The sequence below is a fragment of the Acinetobacter sp. CIP-A165 genome, assembly GCF_000367985.1.
In the GTDB taxonomy this organism is placed as follows: domain Bacteria; phylum Pseudomonadota; class Gammaproteobacteria; order Pseudomonadales; family Moraxellaceae; genus Acinetobacter.
The window spans coordinates 70,963-93,258 of record NZ_KB849202.1; the positions used below are offsets into that span (position 1 = coordinate 70,963).

Sequence of the window (22,296 nt, forward strand, 5' to 3'; positions counted from 1 at the left end):
TTTTTTGACAAGGAGAAGTTGTTGAATAATTTGGAATCATTTCCCTTATGGTGAGTCGAGTACTTAAGAACAGCATATTCTTGCGAATTTATGCTGGATTGGTCGTATTGGTGGTTGTGGTTGCCGCATTTTGTTATTTGCTGGTACAAATCATTAACTATCAACGTGCGCAAGAATATCGTGAGTCTCTCACGGATGGTATTTCCTACGTAATTAGTGAGGGGGTATCTCGTCAACCAGAAAAACAACAAAAATTAGATTGGATTTCCGATGCATCCGACTTGTTGGAATTGCCCATTTATTATGTGGATGCAGCGCGAGTCGAGCTTTCTCGAACTGAAAAGAAACGTATCGCTGCGCAAAAATCCGTGGTTCGTTATGATGCAAATAATGGCGTCGGTTATATCATTATTGGTCTGAAAGATGATCCTCAGCATTTCCTCTATATAAAAGTCGATAAACTCGGCGAACGTCAAATGAAGGCGCTGCCTATTTTTGTCTTGGATTATTTGATTTTTTATCCGGGGCAGGAGCGAGAGTATTTAGAGAAAATTAAAGAGCACTTTTATTATCCAATTGAAATTTTAGATATTCGAGACATTAACTTAGACTCAGAACAGATCGGTCGTTTGCGTCAAGATCAAAGTGTGTTGTTGTATAAAGACAGTGCCAGCATACGGGGCACAACCATTTCGATTGTTTCACCGATGCCAAATCACCCAGCACGCGTTTTGCTACTGGGTCCAGTGCCAATGTTTAATTGGATGCCTTTCCAGCTTTCAGCAGGTATTACCCTATTTAGCTTATTCTTATTGAGTTTGGGTGTGTATGGATTGATTTTGCCTTTAGAGCGCAAAATCCGTCAGGTACGCCATGCCTTGAATAAGATGAAGTCAGGTGATTTGTCCTTGCGTGTACCGATTGAAGGTACGGATGAAATGGCAAACTTGGCATCCAGTTATAATAATATGTCAGACCATATTCAGCGTCTGATCGAAGCGCAGCGGGAATTAATGCGGGCCGTCTCGCATGAGCTTAGAACACCTGTGGCGCGCATTCGCTTTGGGATGGAAATGTTGGCTGAAGAAGATGATTATAATTATCGGATTCAACAAGTCGATATGATTGATAAGGATATCGAAGCACTGAATACCTTGATTGATGAAATCATGACTTATGCCAAACTTGAGCAGGGAACCCCATCTCTTGATTTTGAAGAAATCATATTGGTTGAAGTGCTTGATCAAGTTGCGATGGAAACTGAGGCACTGAAAACACAAAAAGAGATTGAGTTGATTGCCCCTTCATTGGTATTGAAGGTGGATGCTGAACGTCGATATTTACATCGTGTGGTGCAAAACTTAGTGGGCAATGCAGTTCGCTATTGTGATCATAAGGTGCGTATTAGTGGCGGTGTTCGTGCTGACGGCAATGCTTATGTGTGTGTGGAGGATGATGGTCCGGGTATCCCTGAGCAAGAGCGAGCGCGGATCTTTGAAGCCTTTGCACGTTTAGATGATAGTCGTACCCGTGCTTCAGGTGGTTATGGTCTAGGTCTATCGATTGTGAGTCGTATTGCGTATTGGTTTGGTGGCGAGGTTCATGTGGATCAGAGTCCAAACTTAGGCGGTGCGCGCTTTATGATGACGTGGCCTGCAAAACGTTATAAGCAAACCTTAAAGAAATAATCAGCACTTAAATACCCAGATAAAATGCCGTAACTAAAAGCCAAAGCACTGTTTGCTTTGGCTTTATCGTGTATCTTTGAAAGATATAGCGTTGGTCTATTCCTGTAGAGAAGAATCAGGTTCGATTAAAGGGCGACCTGATCTTAAACTTTGTAAAGCATCTGCATTAAAATCAACCAATAAAGAATTGTTTTTAACGTCTATTTTATAGCTTTGGATCAGTCGTTCATCTCCATTTATGGTTTCTACTCGATAGGCATCTGCAATATTAAGAATTCCTTCAAGATTTGTTGTGGTTGATGCAAAATCCTCTCTAAATAATTCGTAAATATCCCTTAAATCAAAAATTGCGTTATCTGCATCTGGGTGTTTACGGACGTAATTCTCAATATGACGCATGAGTAATTGTGAAAAAAAGAAATAATCTGAGTGGTGTGCGAATTTTAGATCCATATTTTTCTCCTTATTATAGGGGCTGTGGATATTTCACAGATGCTTGCGACAGAGGATATTTTTTACTGATACAAGGCATAATTTGCGAAATTTAGTGATTCTAAATAAGCAAAATATAACGCTGTTGCAGTAAAAAATATTCCTGTCCCAAAGGGTTATGGCTAAAACCGCCCCAAACTTCGTTATGAAACTTGATAAGGGTATCGCCATTGTCTGCGTTTCATGCCTTGTTTGAGTTGTTTTAGCCTATAACGCAAGACATGGATGAAATATCAACAGCCCCTTTTCTTTAGAATACCGATCTATTGACGAAGCTGTGTAAAAAGATAATTAAAGTATTTAGCTGAATTGCAACATATTATGTCGAAATCACCACCTGATTTCGTCCTTGTCTTTTGGCTTGGTAAAGTGCGTCGTCCGCTTGTTTAAATAAGTATTCAATTGAATGTCGATTTTCAGCAGAGCAAACAAAAATTCCGATACTGATTTGGATTGAAAAAGTTTGGTGATGCTCCAGTTTAATTGGCGTTTGACTTACGTGTAGACGGATTCTTTCAGCATCTTGGTAGGCTGTGTCGGCATTGGTGTTGGTTAAGAAAATAGCGAATTCCTCACCACCTAAACGTCCGATCAAGTCCTGAGGCTTTAAAAGCGATTGAATGGTTTTTACACAGCTTTGCAGGGCGCGATCTCCGATGAGATGACCGTAGTTGTCATTGACTTGTTTGAAGTGATCGATGTCGAGCATCAAGAAGGCTGTTGTTTGACCTGCATTTTTGGCTTGTTGTTGTAAAAGTTGTAGGGATTGTAGAAATTGACGTCTGGTTAAGCTGGATGTTAACTCATCATGAGCAATCGTGTGTTGTAGCTCTCGAATCAACTTAGATCGCACCACATTGATACTGGAAACCGTTAGCGGCGCGATGGTCATCATAATCAGCCCAAGACGAATAGAGATCGTATTATTTAGATATTGATCTGGATAAAGTAATAAATAATGTTGGGAGACGTGATGAATGATAAAAGCACAGCTTATAGAGGTGATAATTGCCACTGAAAAATGGGGGTATCTCAGCGCGCACCAGATCAATGGCGCAATCGGATAGAGTAATGAGCCAGGACCCGCATCATAGTAGGCAATCACAATTGATATAACGACTGCAACCAAAGGTAAGCTTTCTAGAATAATTTGAGATTTAAATGCGTTGAGTTGTTGTTTAAATTTGGCTAAATACGGTGTGCTGATGATGGCGGGTAAAAGTAAGAGTGCATTCTGAATTTCTGCTGTAAACCAATGTCCATAATCAAGCCAGAACGAGCCTAAAGCAAACTTAGTCTCAAAAAAAGGCAGTGTAATCGCTGCAAATAAGGCACTCGATAATCCGCCAATACAGCAAAAACTAAATAAAAATAAATAGAAATAGCCTTGATGCATTGAGCGAATAAAGGCGTTAAATTTTATGTAGAGGGCAAGTGTGACCAGTACATAGATTAAGTTGGCAGAGGTTAAACAAATATTTAATAGAAGAGGTGTGTCTTGCCAACCGTCTGCGAGGAGGTAGCCAAGGATTGCGCCGATAAAGCTAATTGGATGGCGTGTCTGTGGGAAGCGAATCAGCAAACCCAAAAGCACTGAATTGGCAGGCCAGAACGAAGCAAGAAAGTTGAGTTGTCGTGTTGCGATACCGAGTAAGCAACACAAAAAAATCACACCCGTAAATATTAAAAATAATTGGAAAAGCGACAGGGGCTTTAATGCTACTCTTGATTGAGCCATTCTGACGCGTTTCCTTAGATATTTGGTCGCGCTATTATATAAATTTTGTTTAAATTTTCATCATAAATTTGTATTAATGCAATGATTTAGTGCATGGAGCATTAATTCTGAGCATAGACCATAGATTGCGATAGTTTTTGGTACATAAGTAAAGAAAAAAATGATTAACATGCTATGTTTGATTTGTTAATTCGATTTTTAAGGGTGAATTAACCATGATCTTGGATATATTTGTAATTTTAAGGACAAAATCATCCGAAAGACTAAAGCGCTTCAACTAGCATGCGAAATTAGAAATCAGGTACAATTGGCGGAATTAATTTTGTGTTTGGTGTATTTGAAGGCCAATACATACATTCTTTGTTAAAAATAGGCCTGCCAGGAGTTATCCCCGCATGAGTGCCATTACTCCATACGATTGGGCGATTATTGCCTTCGTGATCGGCGTTACATTTCTTTGCGTTTTTATGCTGACCGTTCCTTTACTCCTTGGGGGTAAAGCTTGGGGACGTGCCAAGCAAGAACAGTTTGAGTCAGGTGTAGTAAGTGCGGGCGGTGCTCGTATTCGCTTGTCAGCCAAGTTCTATCTCGTTGCGATTTTCTTTGTCGTTTTTGATTTAGAAGCCCTTTACCTCTATGCATGGGCAACCTCTGTCCGTGAAGTTGGTTGGGTTGGCTTTATCACTGCCGCAGTGTTTATTTTAGTATTACTTATTGGTTTGATTTATGAGCTTTCTACAGGTGGACTTAACTGGGCACCTTCAGATCGTCGTAAAGCGGCTGGTGTGAAAACTAAGATTGGTTCGCCAAATATGAATATCGCTGACATTACTCGATTCAATAACATTGAAGAATTGGTGATCGATCCTACTGGTCAAATTCCAGCGCAGTCTTCTGGTCGTGTTAAGTCTAAAACACCGACTACCTCATCATCTGAACAGGAGTAAGTCGGGATGAAATATACTTTAACCCGTGCGAATCCGGATGCCGATCAATATCCATTACAAGATCGTCAAATCGTAACTGATCCACTTGAGGAAGAAGTCAATAAAAGTGTGATGATGACTCGTCTAGAAGATGCTGTGCATACAGCAGTCAACTGGGGTCGTAAAAACTCTTTGTGGCCATTTAACTTTGGTACTTCTTGCTGCTACGTCGAATATGCAACCACATTAACTGGCGTACATGATTTATCTCGGTTCGGTGCAGAAGTGATTCGAGCTTCACCACGTCAGGCTGATTTGATGATTGTTGCAGGAACATGCTTTGTCAAAATGGCACCTGTAATTCAACGCTTGTATGAACAAATGCTTGAGCCTAAATGGGTCATTTCAATGGGTGCTTGTGCTAACTCTGGTGGCATGTACGACATCTATTCTGTGGTTCAAGGTGTAGACAAAATTATTCCTGTTGATGTGTACGTCCCAGGTTGTCCTCCGCGCCCAGAGGCATTGATCCAAGCTTTAATGTTATTACAAGACCAAATTCAACTTGAGCGCCGCCCACTTTCAGCCGTAATTGGTGATGATCTTCAGCCTGTGTATAAGCCAAAGATGATGCCAGAACGCGATCGTAAAAATGCGGAACGTATTGCGGTGAAAAACTTGCGCTCTATGGATGAAATTAAATAATTTTTGAAGATGAGTTTTTGACATATCTGATGGGTATGGTCATCTAAAAAATTGCCAGAATTTGTATTGAATAGGAAGCCAAACCAATGGCTGAAACTGACATTGCTATGCCAGAGTCAACACCAGTTGATTCACGCCCAGCATTTGCAATCGTAGAAGAGCTCAAAAATAAATTTGGTGAGAACTTCTACGTGCAGGCGACTTTTGAAGAGTTTCCAACAGTCTGGGTTGAGCGCGCACGCGTGCAAGAAGTCCTTATGTTCTTACGTAAAGTAGAACGTCCTTATGTCATGCTATTTGACTTATCTGCGATGGATGAGCGTTTACGTGTTCATCGTGATGGTTTACCTGCATCTGACTTCACTGTGTTTTATCATTTACTTTCACTTGAGCGTAATAGTGATATTCGTGTCAAAGTGGCTTTGAATGAAAATGATTTAAACCTGCCAACGGCAACCAATATTTGGCCAAATGCAAACTGGTACGAGCGTGAAGCTTACGATATGTTTGGGATCAATTTCGAAGGGCATCCAATGCTACGTCGTATTTTGTTACCAACCTATTGGGAAGGTCATCCGTTACGTAAAGAATATTCTGCTCGTGCGACAGAATATACGCCGTATATGCAAGACCAAGCCAAGCAAGACTTCGAACAAGAACATTTACGTTTTGTACCAGAAGATTGGGGTCTAACACGCGGCAACGCTGATGAAGACTTCATGTTCCTCAACTTAGGTCCTAACCATCCATCTGCGCACGGTGCATTCCGTGTGGTTCTACAGTTGGACGGTGAAGAAGTGAAAGACTGTGTGCCTGATATTGGTTATCACCACCGTGGTGTGGAAAAGATGGCTGAACGTCAAACATGGCATTCTTTCATTCCTTATACTGACCGCGTGGACTACTTGGGTGGTTGTGCTCAGAACATGCCGTATGTGATGGCTGTAGAGCAAATGGCAGGAATCAAAGTTCCTGAACGTGCCCAAGTGATTCGGGTCATGTTGAACGAATTGTTCCGTATCAATAACCACTTATTATTCTGTGGTACGGCGATTCAGGATGCGGGTGGTATGACGCCAGTATTCTATATGTTCGCAGATCGTCAAAAAGTCTATGACATCGTTGAGGCGATTACGGGATACCGTATGCACCCTGCATGGTTCCGTATCGGTGGTACGGCACATGATCTTCCAAATAACTGGCAAAAACTAGTTAAAGAGTTATTGGAATGGATGCCAAAGCGTTTGAACGAGTATTACACTGCCGCACTTAAAAACTCAGTATTTATCGGTCGTACCCGCAATGTTGCGCAATACGATGCGAAATCTGCGTTGGCTTGGGGCGTGACAGGTACAGGTTTACGTGCAACGGGTATTGATTTTGATGTCCGTAAATATCGTCCTTATAGCGGCTATGAAAACTTCGATTTTGATGTGCCGCTCGAATATGAAGGCGATGCGTACGCGCGTGTTCTGGTTCACTTCCGTGAAATTACTGAGTCACTGAAAATTATTCAACAGTGCTTGGATAATATGCCTTCTGGTCCATACAAAGCGGATCATCCATTGGCTGTTCCACCACCAAAAGACAAGACCTTACAAGATATTGAAACCTTGATTACGCACTTCTTGAGCGTGTCATGGGGTCCTGTAATGCCAGCAGGTGAAGCATCGTTTATGACTGAAGTGGTGAAAGGGGCAAGTACCTATTATCTCACGTCTGATAAGTCGACGATGAGCTACCGTACTCGTATCCGTACGCCGACATTCACTCACTTACAGCAAATGCCTTCAGTGATTAATGGTAGCTTGGTCTCTGATTTGATCATCTATTTGGCAACCATTGACGTGGTTATGGCTGACGTGGATCGCTAGGGGTAAACGATAATGATGATTTTGACTGATAAAAAACCTCGTGTGAATGTTGAAGGGATTTTGACTGCTGAAGAAATCCATGACATTGAACATCACATTGATCACTATCCATACCCACGTGCGGCATCATTGGATGCGCTCAAGTGTGTACAACGCCGTAATGGTTGGGTAGATGACGCTCAAATGAATGCCATTGCGCAATTGTTGAGTATGAGTGTGGCCGATTTGGAAGGTGTAGCAACGTTCTATAACCGCATTTATCGCCAGCCTGTAGGCCGTCACGTGATTTTATTGTGTGACTCTATTGCTTGCTTCTTGATGGGTGCAGAAACGTTGGCAGAGGCGTTCCAGCGTGAGTTGGGAATCCAGTATGGACAAACCACAGCAGATGGTCGTTTTACTTTGCTGCCAATTTGTTGTTTAGGCAACTGTGACAAAGGTCCAACTTTAATGATTGATGAAGATACCCACGGTTTAGTGGATGTGTCATCGGTCAAACAGTTATTGGAGAAGTATGTATGAATACTGAACCAAAACCAATCTATGGCGACGGTAACCCAGAAACACATCCATTGACTTGGCGTTTGAGTAAGCAAGCACATGTTCGTGCTGCTGATGATTATGAAGCGCTTGAAGGTTATGCAGGCTTTAAAAAAGCACTCAGTATGCCACCAAAAGATGTATTGGAAGTGGTCAAAGCTGCAACCGTAAAAGGTCGTGGTGGTGCAGGTTTCCCAGCAGGAATTAAATGGTCATTAATGGCGCCCAATGATGGTGGTCCACGTTATTTGATCTGTAATGCTGATGAAATGGAACCGGGTACTTTTAAAGACCGTTTGTTGATGGAACAACTTCCACATCAATTGATTGAAGGGATGCTGATCGCGGGTTATACCCTAGAAGCGACACATGGCTATATCTTCATTCGTGGTGAATATGTTGAAGCAGCTCAATACTTAAATGAAGCATTAGAGCAAATCCGTGCCAAAGGTTACTTGGGTGAAAATATCCTAGGAACGGGCTGGAACTTCGAGATGCACGTGCATACAGGCGCAGGGCGTTATATCTGTGGTGAAGAAACCGCATTGATTAACTCGCTCGAAGGTCGCCGTGCTAACCCACGTACGAAACCACCATTTCCACAAGTAGCAGGTGCATGGGGTCGTCCAACGATTGTAAATAACGTTGAGACCTACAATAACTTGCCAGCGATTATGCTGCGTGGTCCTGAATGGTATATCAATCTTTCTGCGCATAAATCCAAAGACCCAGGCACCAAGATTTATGGTGCGTCAGGTAAAGTGAAATTCCCAGGACTTTGGGAACTTCCATTTGGTACCACTGCACGTGAAGTGATTGAAGACCATGCGGGTGGTATGCGTGATGGTTTAACCCTGAAAGCATGGTTGCCGGGTGGTGCATCAACAGATTTCTTGGCTGCTGAACATATTGATCTACCAATGGATGCAGAAAGCATTATGAAGGCGGGTTCTCGTTTAGGAACGTGTTTGCTGATGGTGGTAGATGAAACCCAATGTATGGTTTCAGCGACTCGTAATTTAGAAGAATTCTTTGCGCGTGAATCTTGTGGTTTTTGTACACCGTGTCGTGATGGTCTACCTTGGGCTGTTAAGGCATTGAAAGCACTTGAAGATGGTAAAGGGAAGATGGAAGACATTCAACATCTATCTGAACTGACTAAAAAGTTGTGGATCGGTAAGACTTTCTGTGCCCATGCACCGGGTGCGATGGAACCACTGATGGGCGCATTAAAATATTTCCGCCATGAGTTTGAAGCGAAGGTTAAAACCCATGCTCCAGCTCTTGACGTAGAACAAGTTTAAGGAATTCGACTATGGCTACAATTCATGTCGATGGAAAATCGTACGAAGTCAATGGTTCTGAGAACTTGCTACAAGCATGTTTATCTCTCGGGCTTGATATTCCGTATTTTTGTTGGCACCCATCCTTAGGTTCAGTTGGTTCTTGTCGTCAATGTGCGGTGACTCAGTATGCAAATCCTGAGGACACACGTGGACGTTTAGTGATGTCATGTATGACACCTGCGACCGACAATACCTATATTTCAATCGAAGACAAAGAAGCAACTGAGTTTCGCGCATCGATCGTTGAATTCTTAATGACCAACCACCCACACGACTGTCCAGTCTGTGAAGAAGGTGGGCACTGTCATTTACAAGATATGACGGTGATGACGCAGCACGATCGTCGTCGCTATCGCTTTACCAAGCGTACCCATCATAACCAAGAGTTGGGTTCGTTTATTGCGCATGAGATGAACCGTTGTATCGCATGCTATCGTTGTGTGCGTTACTACAAAGATTACGCAGGTGGTACAGACTTTGGTGTGTTTGCCAATGCATCACGTGTGTATTTTGGTCGTCCAGAATCAGGAACCTTAGAGTCTGAGTTTTCTGGTAACTTGACGGAAGTCTGCCCAACGGGTGTATTTACCGATAAAACACATTCGGCTCGTTATAACCGTAAATGGGACATGCAGTACGCACCAAGCGTCTGTTTTGGCTGTTCTTCTGGTTGTAATATTTCACCGGGTGAGCGTTATGGCGAAATCCGTCGTGTTGAAAACCGCTTCAATGGTGAAGTGAACCAATACTTCCTGTGTGATAAAGGGCGTTTCGGTACTGGCTATGTCAACCGCGAAGATCGTCCTCGTCAACCACAGTTCCGCAATGGTGACGCTGCTGCAACTGTGACTGTAGATCAAGCACTTGATCAAGTGATTGGCCAACTTCAAGGCAAGAAAGTGTTAGGAATTGGTTCACCACGCGCAAGCTTGGAATCAAACTACGCGCTTCGTGAATTGGTTGGACAAGACAACTATTCAACAGGAATGTCGCAAAAAGAGCAAAATCTGGTTGAATTGGCTGCGTCAATCATGCAAACACAGGGTATTCATAACCCGAACATGCGTGAAATTGAAAGCTATGATGCAGTGTTGATCTTGGGTGAAGACTTAACGCAAACTGCGCCACGTATGGCTTTGTCTGTTCGCCAAGCTGCGAAAAATAAAGCCAAAGAAATGGCGGCTAAAACACGCACACCAGACTGGTTAGCTGAGCCTGTACAACGTATTGGTCAAGATGCAAAATCTCCAATTTACATCCTTGCTGCAACACAAACGCGTTTAGCGGATGTGGCAACGGGTGAAGTGGTTGCATCACCAAATGACATCGCGCGTTTAGGCTTTGCGGTTGCGGCTGCGGTTAAAGGTGAAGTACTTACAGGTCTTGCTGATGATGCAAAAGCATTTGCGCAAACCATTGCTGACACATTGAAAGCAGCCACCAAGCCATTGATTATCTCTGGTACGAGTCTGCAAGATCCTGCAATCATGGAAGCAGCAGCACAAGTTGCTCAAAACTTGGGTGGAAATGCAGGTTTATCCTTGACGGTTCCTGAAGTGAACTCAATGGGCTTGGCATTGTTTGGTGGTTTAAGTTTAGAACAAGCCTTTGCACAAGATTTCGATGCAGTTGTGATTGTTGAAAATGATTTAACGCGTCGTTTACCTGTTGCACAAGTCAAAGCTGGGCTAGATAAAGCTGAAACAGTGATCGTACTCGACCACAGCGAAACTGAAACCTTGAAATTGGCGGATATCGTCCTTTCAGCAGCAAGTTTTGCTGAGGGTGATGGTACGGTAGTAAGCCAAGAAGGTCGTGCACAACGTTTCTATCAAGTCTATGACCCAAGCTACTACAAACCTGATTATGCGATCAAAGAATCATGGCGCTGGTTACATGCCATTGAAACGGGCATGAAAGGTAAAGTGGTTGACTGGACGCTTCTTGATGATGTGATTGATGACATTGTGAAGAATGTTCCAGCACTCGAAGCGATTCAAGATGTTGCACCAGATGCTGGCTATCGTGTTCATGGTTTGAAAATCGCACGTGAACCACGTCGTTATTCGGGTCGTACTGCGATGCGAGCTGGAATCTCTGTACATGAGCCAAAACAACCGACTGATCTAGATTCTGCATTGACCTATTCGATGGAAGGTTATGTTGGCACACAGAATGCGTCATCGTTAGTTCCATTTGCATGGGCTGCGGGGTGGAACTCACCACAAGCTTGGAACAAATACCAAGATGAAGTGGGTGGTCACTTAAAAGGTGGTGATTCAGGTGTGCGATTATTCGATCGTTTAGCCAAGCGTCCAGCACGTAGCTATGTTGCACCGACAGCAGTTGTGGTGAATCCTGAAAGTTTCCGTCTTGTACCAATGCACCATATTTTTGGTTCTGGTGAGTTCACGATTAAAACACCTGCGATGGAGTCTCGTATTCCTGAAGCGATGTTTGCAGTGGCTGAACAAGATGCGACACGTTTAAATGTTCAAGATGGTCAACGTATTACGGTTAAGGCGGGTGAAACCAGCATTAGCTTACCTGTACAAGTGATTGAATATTTACCAACGGGTTATATTGGTTATCCAATTGGTTTAGCACCAACAGTTTCATTGGCTGAGCCTGTGTCTGTGGCAGTAGGAGTGTAATTCATGAATCAAGAATTTATACGTCAAACGCCACTTTGGGCTGATCAATGGCCAATCGCGTATTCAGTGATTCAAGCGATTGTCATTTTGCTGGTTGTGGTGTTGGTCGCGGCATTGATGTCGTTTATTGAACGTCGTCTTTTGGCGCTCTGGCAAGACCGTTATGGTCCAAACCGTGTTGGTCCAGGTGGTATGTTCCAGATCGTTGCCGACATGCTCAAGATCATGTTTAAAGAAGACTGGACACCAAAGTTTGCAGATAAGTTAACCTTCCGTTTAGCACCAGCAGTTGCGATGGCAACTGCGGTACTTTCATTCATGGTTATTCCTGTGAGTCCGATGTTGGGCGTAGCAGATATGAGTATCGGTCTATTGTTCTTTATGGCAATGGCAGGTATTGCAGTTTATGCCGTGTTGTTTGGCGGTTGGGCATCGAACAACAAATACTCATTATTGGGCGGTTTACGTTCTGCGGCTCAAACCATTTCTTATGAAGTGTTCTTGGGTATTTCGTTAATGGGTGTGGTTGCGATTGCAGGCTCATTTAACCTCCGTGAAATCGTTGAAGCACAACGTGATATGTGGTTCATCATTCCACAATTCTTAGGTTTCTTGATCTTTGTGGTTGCAGGCGTTGCGGTAACGCATCGTCATCCATTTGACCAACCTGAAGCTGAGCAAGAATTGGCAGAGGGTTACCATGTCGAATATGGTGGGATGAAGTGGGGGATGTTCTTCGTTGCTGAATATGTCAACGTGGTGCTGATCTCTGCTTTGATCGTGACTTTATTCTTCGGCGGATGGCTTGCACCATTTAACTTAGAAATTCCATTTGTTCCACCCGTATTTTGGTTCATTATCAAAACAGCATTCTTTGTAATGATGTTTGTCTTGGCTCGTGGCTCGTTAATGCGTCCGCGTTATGACCAAGTAATGAATTTTGGTTGGAAAGTTTGTTTGCCATTGGCGTTGGTCAACTTGTTAGTGACTGGTGCTGTGATTCTGATGAATCAGGCCTAGGACAGCAGGGAGTACAAAATGTATAAAATTCTAGCTGGATTCGGATCGATTGTACGTTCGTTATGGATGGTGTTTAGCCACGTAACGCGTAAACGTGACACGATTTTATATCCAGAAGTACCAGCAGAACAAATTGTGCCTCCACGCTTTCGTGGTCGTATTGTATTGACGCGTGATCCAGATGGTGAAGAGCGTTGTGTGGCATGTAACCTCTGTGCGGTTGCATGTCCTGTGGGTTGTATTTCATTACAGAAAGCGGAAAAAGAAGATGGACGTTGGTATCCAGAGTTTTTCCGTATTAACTTCTCTCGCTGCATCTTCTGCGGTATGTGTGAAGAAGCTTGCCCAACAACTGCGATTCAGATGACCCCAGATTTCGAATTGGGTGAATATGTACGTCAAGATTTGGTTTACGAGAAAGAAAACTTATTGATTTCTGGGCCGGGTAAATATCCTGACTATAACTTCTACCGTGTTGCTGGTATGGCGATTGATGGTAAAGGCAAAGGTCAAGCACAAAAAGAAAGTGCACCAATCGATGTACGGAGCTTATTACCATGATGTGGCCATTTTATTTGATGGCACTTGTGGCCATTGTTTCGACTATTCGTGTTGTGACCAATACGAATCCTGTACATGCACTTTTAAGTTTGATCGTGTCACTTCTTGCTGTTGCAGGTATTTTCCTGATCGTCGGCGCACCATTCGCTGCTGCGCTTGAGATCATCGTTTATGCGGGCGCGATCATGGTCTTGTTCGTGTTTGTGGTCATGATGTTAAATGTTGGTCAAGACACCGTTGAACAAGAGAGTAAGTGGTTAAGCTCTGATGCTTGGGCATTTCCTGCATTGATGAGTTTTCTCATGGGCTTGCTTTTAGTCTGGATGCTGGGTAGTGACTATACGACTTCGGGTGCAGTGATGGGGCGTGAAGTGGTGGGTCCGAAAGCAGTAGGACAAGCATTATTTACGCATTATCTATTATTGGTAGAAGTTGCCGCGATGTTATTGCTTGCAGCCTTAGTTGCAGCATTCCATCTAGGCAAACGTGAACCAGGTGCAGAAGAGGATAAAGAATAATGGGACACATCCCTTTAGAACATGGTTTGATTGTCGCAACCATCCTTTTTGCACTGGGTTTTTACGGTGTAATGGTGCGACGCAACCTATTATTTATGTTGATGAGCCTTGAAGTGATGATGAATGCTGCTGCATTGGCATTCGTTCTCGCGGGCAGTGTTTGGGCGCAACCAGATGGACAGGTCATGTTCATCTTGATCTTGACCCTTGCGGCGGCAGAGGCGTGTATCGGTCTTGCGATCGTCCTTCAGTTCTATCATCGCTTCCATCATTTGGATGTAGATGCTGCTAGTGAGATGCGCGGATGAGTACATTATATTTAACCGTTTTATTTCCGCTCATTGGTTTTATCCTTTTAGCGGCAGGACGTAACAAACTTTCTGAAAATGTAGCCGCAATTATTGGTGTGGGGTCAGTTGGTTTATCTGCTCTATTTGCTTTAATTGCAGGTTTGGCATTTAGCAATAGTGGCGAAACTGTCTTTATTCAACACTTGTGGACATGGTTCAGTGTTGCTGGTTTTGAGCCGGGAATTAGCCTACAACTTGATGGTCTTTCATTACTGATGATGGGAATGGTGACCGGTGTTGGTTTCCTGATCCATATTTTTGCATCTTGGTATATGCGTGGCGAAGAAGACTATGCGCGCTTCTTTTCTTACTTCAACCTATTCGTTGCCAGCATGTTGTTGTTGGTACTGGGCGATAACTTAGCGTTATTGTTCTTAGGTTGGGAAGGCGTAGGTCTGTGCTCGTACTTGCTGATTGGTTTCTATTATTCAAACCCTGCCAATGGTTGGGCTGCGATCAAAGCATTTACCGTAACGCGTGTAGGTGATGTATTTTTACTGATCGCATTGTTCTTGCTCTATCAACAGTTTGGTACTTTGAATACACAGTACATTGTTGAAAATGCAGCAGCGGTGATGACGCAAAGCTCTTCATTGTCGATCTGGACAGCATTGATGTTGTTCTTGGGTGCAGCAGGTAAGTCAGCGCAAATTCCGCTCCAAACGTGGTTAGCGGATGCGATGGCGGGCCCTACACCAGTTTCTGCATTGATCCACGCAGCGACCATGGTTACAGCAGGTGTGTACTTGTGCTGCCGTATGTTCTCTGTGATGGAAATGGCACCAGAAGTGATGCAATTCATTTCGATTACAGGTGCGGTGACATTGCTGGTGGCTGGTTTTGCAGCATTGGTTCAAACCGATATCAAACGTATCTTGGCTTACTCAACCATGAGTCAGCTCGGTTATATGTTTATGGCGGTGGGTGCTGAAGCATACCAAGCGGGTCTGTTCCACATGTTGACGCATGCATTCTTTAAAGCGTTATTGTTCTTGTCTTCTGGTGCGGTTATTTTGGCCTACCATCATGAGCAAAACATTTTCAAGATGGGCGGCTTATTCAAGCATAACAAATTCTTATTTGCATGTTTTGCGATTGGTGGCGGTGCGTTAGCGGCGATTCCATTCATCACAGTCGGCTTCTTCTCTAAAGATGCGATTTTATGGCAAGTTTGGGCACATGGTCACACTACAGGTATTGAGACCTATGGCATGTTATTCTGGGTCGGTGTTGCTGGTGCATTCTTAACCTCTATTTATACGTTCCGTTTGATTTGGATTGTATTCTTTGGTGAAGAAAAGACCCCATATCACGAAATCAAAGGTGCGACTTACTGGGCGCCGCTTGCAATTCTGGCTGTACTTTCAACTGGCGTTGGTGCTTTGTTGCAAGGTCCGGTACAAGGTCTGTTAAATACCGCGGGTATCCCTGCATTTGTAATGACGGATGCGCTAGCACATTTACAGCATGCGGTTGAATTAAAAGCGGTTGGTATTGCGCTTGCTGGTTTAGTGGTTGGTATTGTGCTGTTTGTCTTTGCCTATGGTGCGGTCAAATCTTTTGCTCAAACATCGTTGGGTTCAGGTTTAGCACACATCTGCCGTACTGCATTTGGTTTCGATGCTTTATATAACATTGTATTTGTAAAACCTTATTTATTGATTGCGAAAATTTTAGGTCGCGATCCAGTAGATGGTTTGTGGCTGGTACTTCCTGCGATTGTGCAAGGTGGTAATAGCTTTACAAGTTCGCGTCAAACAGGTTCATTACGTGAATACGCATCAAGCATGTCACTTGGTATCGTGGTGCTATTGATGGTCTTGATCGTTATTGAGGTTGTGGGGAAATAAAATGGAAAACAATTTAATTTTACCCGCACTGATTTTAGTTCCTTTCATTGCTGGTTTTATTTGTTGGTTGGTAGATAAATTCGACCAACATTTACCGCGCTGGATTGCCTTGATTGGTATGCTGATTACCTTAGGTTTAGGTATCGCGTTATGGCAAAGTGGCACATTCGTTTATGAAATTGGCTCAAAAGTTCCAGTTTGGGCAGCGGAGTTTCATCTTCCTTGGATTCAGACTTTAGGTATTAGTATTCACTTAGCGGTGGATGGCTTATCTCTATTGATGGTGCTACTGACTGCATTACTGGGTGTACTTGCAGTTGGCTGTTCATGGGGCGAGATTCAGAAAAACGTCGGTTTCTTCCACTTAAACTTACTTTGGAGTTTGGGTGGGGTTATTGGTGTCTTCCTTGCGATTGACATGTTCTTGTTCTTCTTCTTCTGGGAGATGATGCTTGTACCAATCTATTTCTTGATTGCGTTATGGGGTCATAAAGGATCGAATGGTCGTTCACGTGTTTATGCTGCAACCAAGTTCTTCTTATATACTCAAATCGCTGGTTTGATTATGTTGATCGGTATCCTAGGCCTCGTGGTTTATGGATACATGATGACGGGCATGATTGGTTTCGATTACAACTACTTACTTGCTGTAGCGAACCATTTACCACCTGAAGTTGCCTATGCATTCATGCTGTGTTTCTTCATTGGTTTTGCGGTGAAATTGCCTGTATTCCCATTACACGGTTGGTTGCCTGATGCGCATGCGCAAGCACCAACAGCGGGTTCTGTGGACTTAGCGGGTATTTTGATTAAAACTGCAGCCTACGGTTTGCTTCGTTTTGTGATTCCATTCTTCCCAGCGGCATCAGCACAATTTGCTGATATCGCAATCATTTTGGGTCTGATTGGTATTTTCTACGGTGCATTCTTGGCGTACCAGCAAACAGATATGAAACGCTTACTTGCGTATACGTCTATTTCACACATGGGTTTCATTTTACTTGCAATCTATGCAGGTAATATTCTGACCTTCCAAGGCTTAATGATTATGATGCTGGCACATGGTTTGTCATCAGCGGCATTGTTTATTATGTCTGGTCAAGTCTATGAGCGTTTACACACTCGTGATTTGCGCTTAATGGGCGGTCTTCGTGGTCAATTGCAATACTTGCCTTTCTTCTTGATGTTTTTCGTGGCAGCGCTTGTCGGCGTACCGGGCTTAGGTAACTTTATTGGTGAATTCCTGATCTTAATGGGTTCATTTAAAGCCTACCCAACGTTCACGATCATGGCAGCAGTGAGTTTGGTATTTGCAGGTCTTTATGGTTTGATCTTGATTCATAAAGCCTTGTTTGGTGAACCGAACCCTGAACAAAAGCAACATTATACAAGTCCACTCAAAGATCTATCGGCACGTGAAGTCAGCATTTTGATGATTTGCGTGATCGGTTTAGTTTGGTTAGGTATTTACCCACAAACGTTCTTGGATGTATCTCATTCGAGTATGCAATGGATCGTAAATAGTTATATGCCAGTACAAGAAGTTGTCGAAACTGTTCAGCAGGCAGCAACTCAACTTGAACATGTGGAGATGCAATAAATCATGAACTTCACACTTTCTTTTTCTGAGCTTATGCCGCTTGTGCCTGTGATGATTGTGGCATTGACTGCAATCGTGGTGATGTTATTGATTGCGATCAAACGTCACCATAACCTCATTGCCACGACCTCGGTCGTGGGTTTAAACCTTGCGGCAATCTTTATTGTATACACCGTGTTTAGTGGAAGTTTTGTTCCAGTAAACGTGATGGGCATGTTTATGGTTGATCCATTTACCATGCTCTATCAATTCTTAATTTTGATCGCTGCATTGGCATGTTGTACTTTGTCTCATGCCTATATTGAGACTTATAAAGACAACCGCGAAGAGCTGTATATCTTGTTACTGACTTCAGTAGCGGGTGCAATGTTGATGGTTGCAAGTTCACACTATGCGGCATTCTTCATCAGTCTTGAGCTTATGTCGATTCCAATTTATGGCATGTTGGCATATACCTACCAACGTAGTCAGTCTTTGGAAGCAGGGATTAAATACCTCGTCCTTTCTGCAACTGCATCTGCAATGTTGTTGATGGGTATGGCTTATATCTATGCCTATACAGGTTCGTTGTCTTTCTATGACTCTGTTCAGACATTATTTGCTGTCATTGATCAGCCAATGGTGTTATTGGGCTTGGCTTTAATTGTCTTTGCAGTCGCATTCAAACTCTCGCTTGCACCATTCCATAAATGGACACCAGATGTGTATGCAGGTGCACCAGCACCAATGGCAACATTCTTGGCAACCGTCGCCAAAGTTGCAACCATCGGTTTGTTTGTTCGTTACATACTTACGTCTGGCGCAATTTTACATCAAGGACTCATTACGGTTTTAACCATCCTTGCGGTATTGTCGATCGTGGTGGGTAACTTACTCGCTGTACGTCAAGTGAACTTGAAGCGTATCTTGGGTTATTCATCGATTGCGCATTTTGGTTATTTGTTGATTGCTTTAATCAGCATGACTTATGCAAGTCTAGGTAGCGTAACGGTTTATGTGATTACTTATGTACTCACTACAATTGGTGCCTTTGGTGTCGTGGCATTGATGTCCAGTCCATATAACAATGTGGATGAAGCACAAAGTCTTGCAGACTACCGTGGTTTGTTTTGGCGCCGTCCGATTTTGACTGCCGCTTTAACGGTGATGATGTTGTCTTTGGCTGGTATTCCATTAACAGCGGGCTTTATTGGTAAGTTCCTTGTTGTGATGGCCGCAGTTACAACTCAGCACTGGTTCTTGGCAGCGATGATCGTGGTCGGTAGTGGTATCGGTTTGTATTATTACCTCCGTGTGATGGTGGTCATGTATATGACACCACCTGATGTACCACGTATTGATGCTGATGCCCATTGGGGTCAACAAGTGGGGGGTATCATGGTACTCGGTGCTGCATTGTTGGTATTGTTCTTGGGTATTTATCCAGATCCGATGATTAACTTGGCATTGAAGGCAGAAATTCTTTCTCCATTGCACTTTATGTTATCTCAACAGCAGTAATGATCTGATTTGTACAAAAAAGCCTCCAAAATTGGGGGCTTTTTTATTGAAGAGTAAAAAAACACTTTATAATAGTCAGAGATTAATATGAATTAGGTATTTGCTTGTGTCCATTCAAGAAATTCGTCATCCACTTATTCGCCATAAACTTGGTTTATTGCGTCGTTCAGACATTAGTACCAAGAACTTTCGCGAATTGGCGCAAGAAGTCACGATGTTATTGACTTATGAAGCAACCAAAGATTTACCTGTGGTTGATCATGATATTGATGGGTGGGCAGGAACAGTCTCAACACAACGTATTGCAGGTAAGAAAATTACCATTGTTCCGATTTTACGTGCAGGTATTGGGATGCTGGAAGGCGTACTTAATCTGATCCCAAGCGCAAAAGTGAGTGTATTGGGTTTAGAGCGTGACGATGAAACGTTAGAAGTTCGTACCTATTATAAAAAGTTAGTGCCAGATGTCGCCAATCGTTTAGCCATGATCATTGATCCAATGCTTGCAACAGGAAATTCTTTGATTGCTGCAATTGATGTCTTAAAAGCAAGTGGCTGTAAAGATATTCGTGTCATGGTCTTAGTGGCTGCACCTGAGGGTGTTGCAAAAGTTGAAGCGGCGCATCCCGATGTGCGTATGTATACGGCTTCGATTGACCAAGGATTAAATGCAGAAGGCTATATCGTTCCTGGTTTGGGCGATGCAGGTGACAAGATTTTTGGTAGTGTTCAAAAAGATTAATTTTTGAAATACAGATAAAAAGAGGCTGCATTCACCCGTAAAAATTTTGTGGGCGGATCAACAGTCTCTTTTTTTATATATACTGTGACTAATAGCGTTTAAAGAATAGGGTGAAGTTAATGAAGCAAGAGTTCTATCAAGGAAAAATTAAACAATACAATCCAGACAAAGGGTTTGGCTTTATTGCAACGGCTGAAGGAGATGTGTTTTTTCATATTTCAGAATATCCAACAGACGGTGAGCCGAAAAGAAATGAAAAAGTGAAATTTGTGGTAATTGAAAATGATGGAAAATATAAAGCCACAAAAATTGAGCGCGTTGATCCAAACCCTGCCAAAACTAGAAAAACTAAAATACTGGCGCATAATGAATCGATCACAACAGATTTGTTGTCAAATTTTCGACGCTAATGATTTAGTTTTTTGTGCTGATCGGTTCAGACTTCGTTTTGAATATACCGATAAAAGAGGCTTTTTAGCCTCATTTTTTATTAGAATATAGCCACTATAAAAATAGAGTGTTAATGATGTTTCTTGAGGGAAAAATTAAAAAATATAAGGCCGAACGTGGTTTTGGTTTTATTGAAGTAGACGGAAATCAATCGGATATTTTCTTCCACGTTACTGATTTCCCCCAAGCTACTGGAGAGCCAAAACTTGGAGAGAGGCTCAAGTTTCTCATTGTTGAGGATAAGGGAAAGTTTAAAGCTGTAAATATCGTTCGCTTAGATTTAAAGACTGCAGCGTTAAGTAATTCAACTGTTCAAAATGAGCCAGCTCAGAAGTTAGTGCCTCGAGCTCATTCTCAATCAAATAAGAATGGGATAACTCTGATGATAGTGGGATTGATAGTGATCGCGATATTAACGGGGTTAGTCTTTAAAAAATATCAGTCCTATCAACAATCGCAAAAAATAAAAACAGCTCAGCTTATTGAGGAGCAAAAGAGAATTATTGAGGAACAGCGAAAAGCGATAGGGGATTTACCAGAAGTAAAGTTCACAGAAAAATCGCAGAATGCACTAATGTCCTTGGGTAATAAGAATGATCTAACTCAAAATCATCAATCGGCACAAAAAAACACAGTGAGCAGCGAGTTTAGCTGTGATGGACGTAGACATTGTTCTCAAATGCGATCTTATGAAGAAGCTGTCTTCTTTTTAAGGAATTGTCCAAATACCGAAATGGATGGAGATGGTGATGGCATTCCATGTGAACGGCAATTTGGACGATAACAAGATTAGATTAAGTTTGATTTTCGCAGAACTGTAAAAAAGCTTTTAAGCCAGGGCCTTGATATTTTTGACGATGTACCAGCATGTAGAGTGGACGTGTCAATTGCCAATATGGCGTGTCTAAAATAACCAATTGACCTTTTTCTAGTAGTGGTTCAATTGCAAGCTTAGAGATACACGACATCCCTAAACCACCCGCAACGATTTTTAAAATCGCTTCGTTGTGACCGAGGGTTAAACGAATATTGGCATCGGGTAAGTCTTGCAAGATGGCGTTATCAAACACTTCGCGTGTGCCTGAGCCTTCTTCACGTAAAATCCATTCGACATCAAGAAAATCTGCTTGCGTGATTGGACGATTTAACTGGGCCAATGGATGATCAGGTGAACAACACACGGCTAATTCATCATTACGCCAATGAATGCATTGCAGTGATGGTAAATGACAAGAACCTTCAATTAACGCTAGATCGAGCTGAAACTGATTTACAGCTTCAATCATTTGGCGTGTATTACCCACTTGTAGTTGTAGATGAGCTTGTGGGTGATGCTTTAAAAAATCTGCCATGAGATCAGGCATTAAATAATCACTGATGGTCAGGGTCGCGCCTAAGCGTAAATCAATGCTTTGTAACTCGCCTTTCGCTGCTTGTTCAAAGGATTCACAGCGACCTAATATTTCCAAAGCTTGTGGAAGTAAAAATCTTCCTAAATCATTAAGTTGTAATCGTTTGCCTAAACGATCAAATAAAGGTGCGCCGAGACCGTCTTCTAAATCAGCTAAAGCCATGCTCGCCGCACTTTGTGTGAGTCGGACAGCATCACTGGCTTTGGTTACCGTTCCCTCTTGAGCGACCGCCACGAAAACTGCCAATTGGCGTAATGTCATGCGCATGTTAAAAGCCTTAACGTGTTGAGGGTCTCGTCACATTTAACAGACCCTAGAGTATTCATCAAT

At 42.8% G+C, this 22,296-nt stretch carries 20 protein-coding genes; 17 read left to right on the plus strand and 3 right to left on the minus strand.

Going from position 1 to position 22,296, the window contains the following annotated elements:
* The first annotated feature begins 47 nt into the window (after positions 1-47).
* The gene (gene bfmS / locus F991_RS05960) at positions 48-1,688 is read left to right on the plus strand and encodes a sensor histidine kinase BfmS (RefSeq protein WP_004669853.1); all 1,641 of its coding nucleotides are present in this window, start codon (positions 48-50) and stop codon (positions 1,686-1,688) included.
* A gap of 96 nt (positions 1,689-1,784) precedes the next feature.
* Here bfmS and F991_RS05965 read toward each other — a convergent pair whose 3' ends face one another.
* Both F991_RS05965 and F991_RS05970 read right to left on the minus strand, forming a co-directional pair.
* Positions 1,785-2,141, minus strand: coding sequence for a hypothetical protein (locus tag F991_RS05965; RefSeq protein ID WP_004669854.1), 357 nt, complete (start codon positions 2,139-2,141; stop codon positions 1,785-1,787).
* A gap of 358 nt (positions 2,142-2,499) precedes the next feature.
* On the minus strand, positions 2,500-3,918 hold the full coding sequence (locus tag F991_RS05970) for a sensor domain-containing diguanylate cyclase (protein ID WP_004669855.1): 1,419 nt from the start codon (positions 3,916-3,918) through the stop codon (positions 2,500-2,502).
* A 395-nt stretch (positions 3,919-4,313) separates the two neighbouring features.
* Here F991_RS05970 and F991_RS05975 point away from each other — a divergent pair, with 395 nt between their 5' ends.
* The 16 genes from F991_RS05975 to F991_RS06050 all read left to right on the plus strand — a co-directional run bounded on the left by F991_RS05975 (position 4,314) and on the right by F991_RS06050 (position 21,338).
* Positions 4,314-4,865, plus strand: coding sequence for an NADH-quinone oxidoreductase subunit A (locus tag F991_RS05975; protein WP_004669856.1), 552 nt, complete (start codon positions 4,314-4,316; stop codon positions 4,863-4,865).
* A gap of 6 nt (positions 4,866-4,871) precedes the next feature.
* On the plus strand, positions 4,872-5,549 hold the full coding sequence (locus tag F991_RS05980; protein WP_004669857.1) for a NuoB/complex I 20 kDa subunit family protein: 678 nt from the start codon (positions 4,872-4,874) through the stop codon (positions 5,547-5,549).
* Between the two features lie 86 nt (positions 5,550-5,635).
* Positions 5,636-7,423: an NADH-quinone oxidoreductase subunit C/D gene (gene nuoC, locus F991_RS05985; RefSeq protein ID WP_004669858.1), complete on the plus strand. Its 1,788-nt coding sequence runs from the start codon at positions 5,636-5,638 to the stop codon at positions 7,421-7,423.
* Between the two features lie 12 nt (positions 7,424-7,435).
* Positions 7,436-7,945 carry an NADH-quinone oxidoreductase subunit NuoE gene (gene nuoE / locus F991_RS05990; protein WP_004669859.1) on the plus strand — a complete coding sequence of 170 codons (510 nt, stop codon included), beginning with the start codon at positions 7,436-7,438 and terminating at the stop codon, positions 7,943-7,945.
* Complete coding sequence (gene nuoF, locus F991_RS05995) at positions 7,942-9,267, plus strand: NADH-quinone oxidoreductase subunit NuoF (protein WP_004669860.1); 1,326 nt, start codon at positions 7,942-7,944, stop codon at positions 9,265-9,267. Before nuoE ends, nuoF begins: the two co-directional genes overlap by 4 nt.
* An 11-nt stretch (positions 9,268-9,278) precedes the next feature.
* Positions 9,279-11,963 carry an NADH-quinone oxidoreductase subunit NuoG gene (gene nuoG, locus F991_RS06000; protein ID WP_004669861.1) on the plus strand — a complete coding sequence of 895 codons (2,685 nt, stop codon included), beginning with the start codon at positions 9,279-9,281 and terminating at the stop codon, positions 11,961-11,963.
* Positions 11,964-11,966: 3 nt separating this feature from the next.
* Positions 11,967-12,983, plus strand: coding sequence for an NADH-quinone oxidoreductase subunit NuoH (nuoH, locus tag F991_RS06005; protein WP_004669862.1), 1,017 nt, complete (start codon positions 11,967-11,969; stop codon positions 12,981-12,983).
* 18 nt (positions 12,984-13,001) lie between these two features.
* Positions 13,002-13,544, plus strand: a complete 543-nt coding sequence (gene nuoI, locus F991_RS06010) for an NADH-quinone oxidoreductase subunit NuoI (RefSeq protein WP_004669863.1) — start codon at positions 13,002-13,004, stop codon at positions 13,542-13,544.
* Positions 13,544-14,062, plus strand: a complete 519-nt coding sequence (gene nuoJ, locus F991_RS06015; protein WP_171063453.1) for an NADH-quinone oxidoreductase subunit J — start codon at positions 13,544-13,546, stop codon at positions 14,060-14,062. The genes nuoI and nuoJ overlap by 1 nt, the downstream gene beginning before the upstream one ends.
* On the plus strand, positions 14,062-14,370 hold the full coding sequence (nuoK, locus tag F991_RS06020) for an NADH-quinone oxidoreductase subunit NuoK (protein WP_004638057.1): 309 nt from the start codon (positions 14,062-14,064) through the stop codon (positions 14,368-14,370). Before nuoJ ends, nuoK begins: the two co-directional genes overlap by 1 nt.
* Positions 14,367-16,262 carry an NADH-quinone oxidoreductase subunit L gene (gene nuoL, locus F991_RS06025; RefSeq protein WP_004669865.1) on the plus strand — a complete coding sequence of 632 codons (1,896 nt, stop codon included), beginning with the start codon at positions 14,367-14,369 and terminating at the stop codon, positions 16,260-16,262. Before nuoK ends, nuoL begins: the two co-directional genes overlap by 4 nt.
* Position 16,263: 1 nt before the next feature.
* Positions 16,264-17,862 carry an NADH-quinone oxidoreductase subunit M gene (gene nuoM / locus F991_RS06030; protein ID WP_004669866.1) on the plus strand — a complete coding sequence of 533 codons (1,599 nt, stop codon included), beginning with the start codon at positions 16,264-16,266 and terminating at the stop codon, positions 17,860-17,862.
* Positions 17,863-17,865: 3 nt separating this feature from the next.
* Positions 17,866-19,362 carry an NADH-quinone oxidoreductase subunit NuoN gene (nuoN, locus tag F991_RS06035; RefSeq protein WP_004669867.1) on the plus strand — a complete coding sequence of 499 codons (1,497 nt, stop codon included), beginning with the start codon at positions 17,866-17,868 and terminating at the stop codon, positions 19,360-19,362.
* 106 nt (positions 19,363-19,468) lie between these two features.
* A complete protein-coding gene (gene upp, locus F991_RS06040; protein WP_004669868.1) occupies positions 19,469-20,104 on the plus strand; it encodes a uracil phosphoribosyltransferase in 636 nt (211 codons plus the stop codon).
* Between the two features lie 119 nt (positions 20,105-20,223).
* Positions 20,224-20,514, plus strand: a complete 291-nt coding sequence (locus F991_RS06045; RefSeq protein ID WP_004669869.1) for a cold shock domain-containing protein — start codon at positions 20,224-20,226, stop codon at positions 20,512-20,514.
* 116 nt (positions 20,515-20,630) lie between these two features.
* Positions 20,631-21,338, plus strand: a complete 708-nt coding sequence (locus F991_RS06050) for a cold shock domain-containing protein (protein WP_004669870.1) — start codon at positions 20,631-20,633, stop codon at positions 21,336-21,338.
* A 10-nt stretch (positions 21,339-21,348) separates the two neighbouring features.
* On the opposite strand, the gene gigC is transcribed toward F991_RS06050, so the two are convergent.
* Positions 21,349-22,233, minus strand: coding sequence for a LysR family transcriptional regulator GigC (gigC, locus tag F991_RS06055; RefSeq protein WP_004669871.1), 885 nt, complete (start codon positions 22,231-22,233; stop codon positions 21,349-21,351).
* Positions 22,234-22,296: the final 63 nt, after the last annotated feature.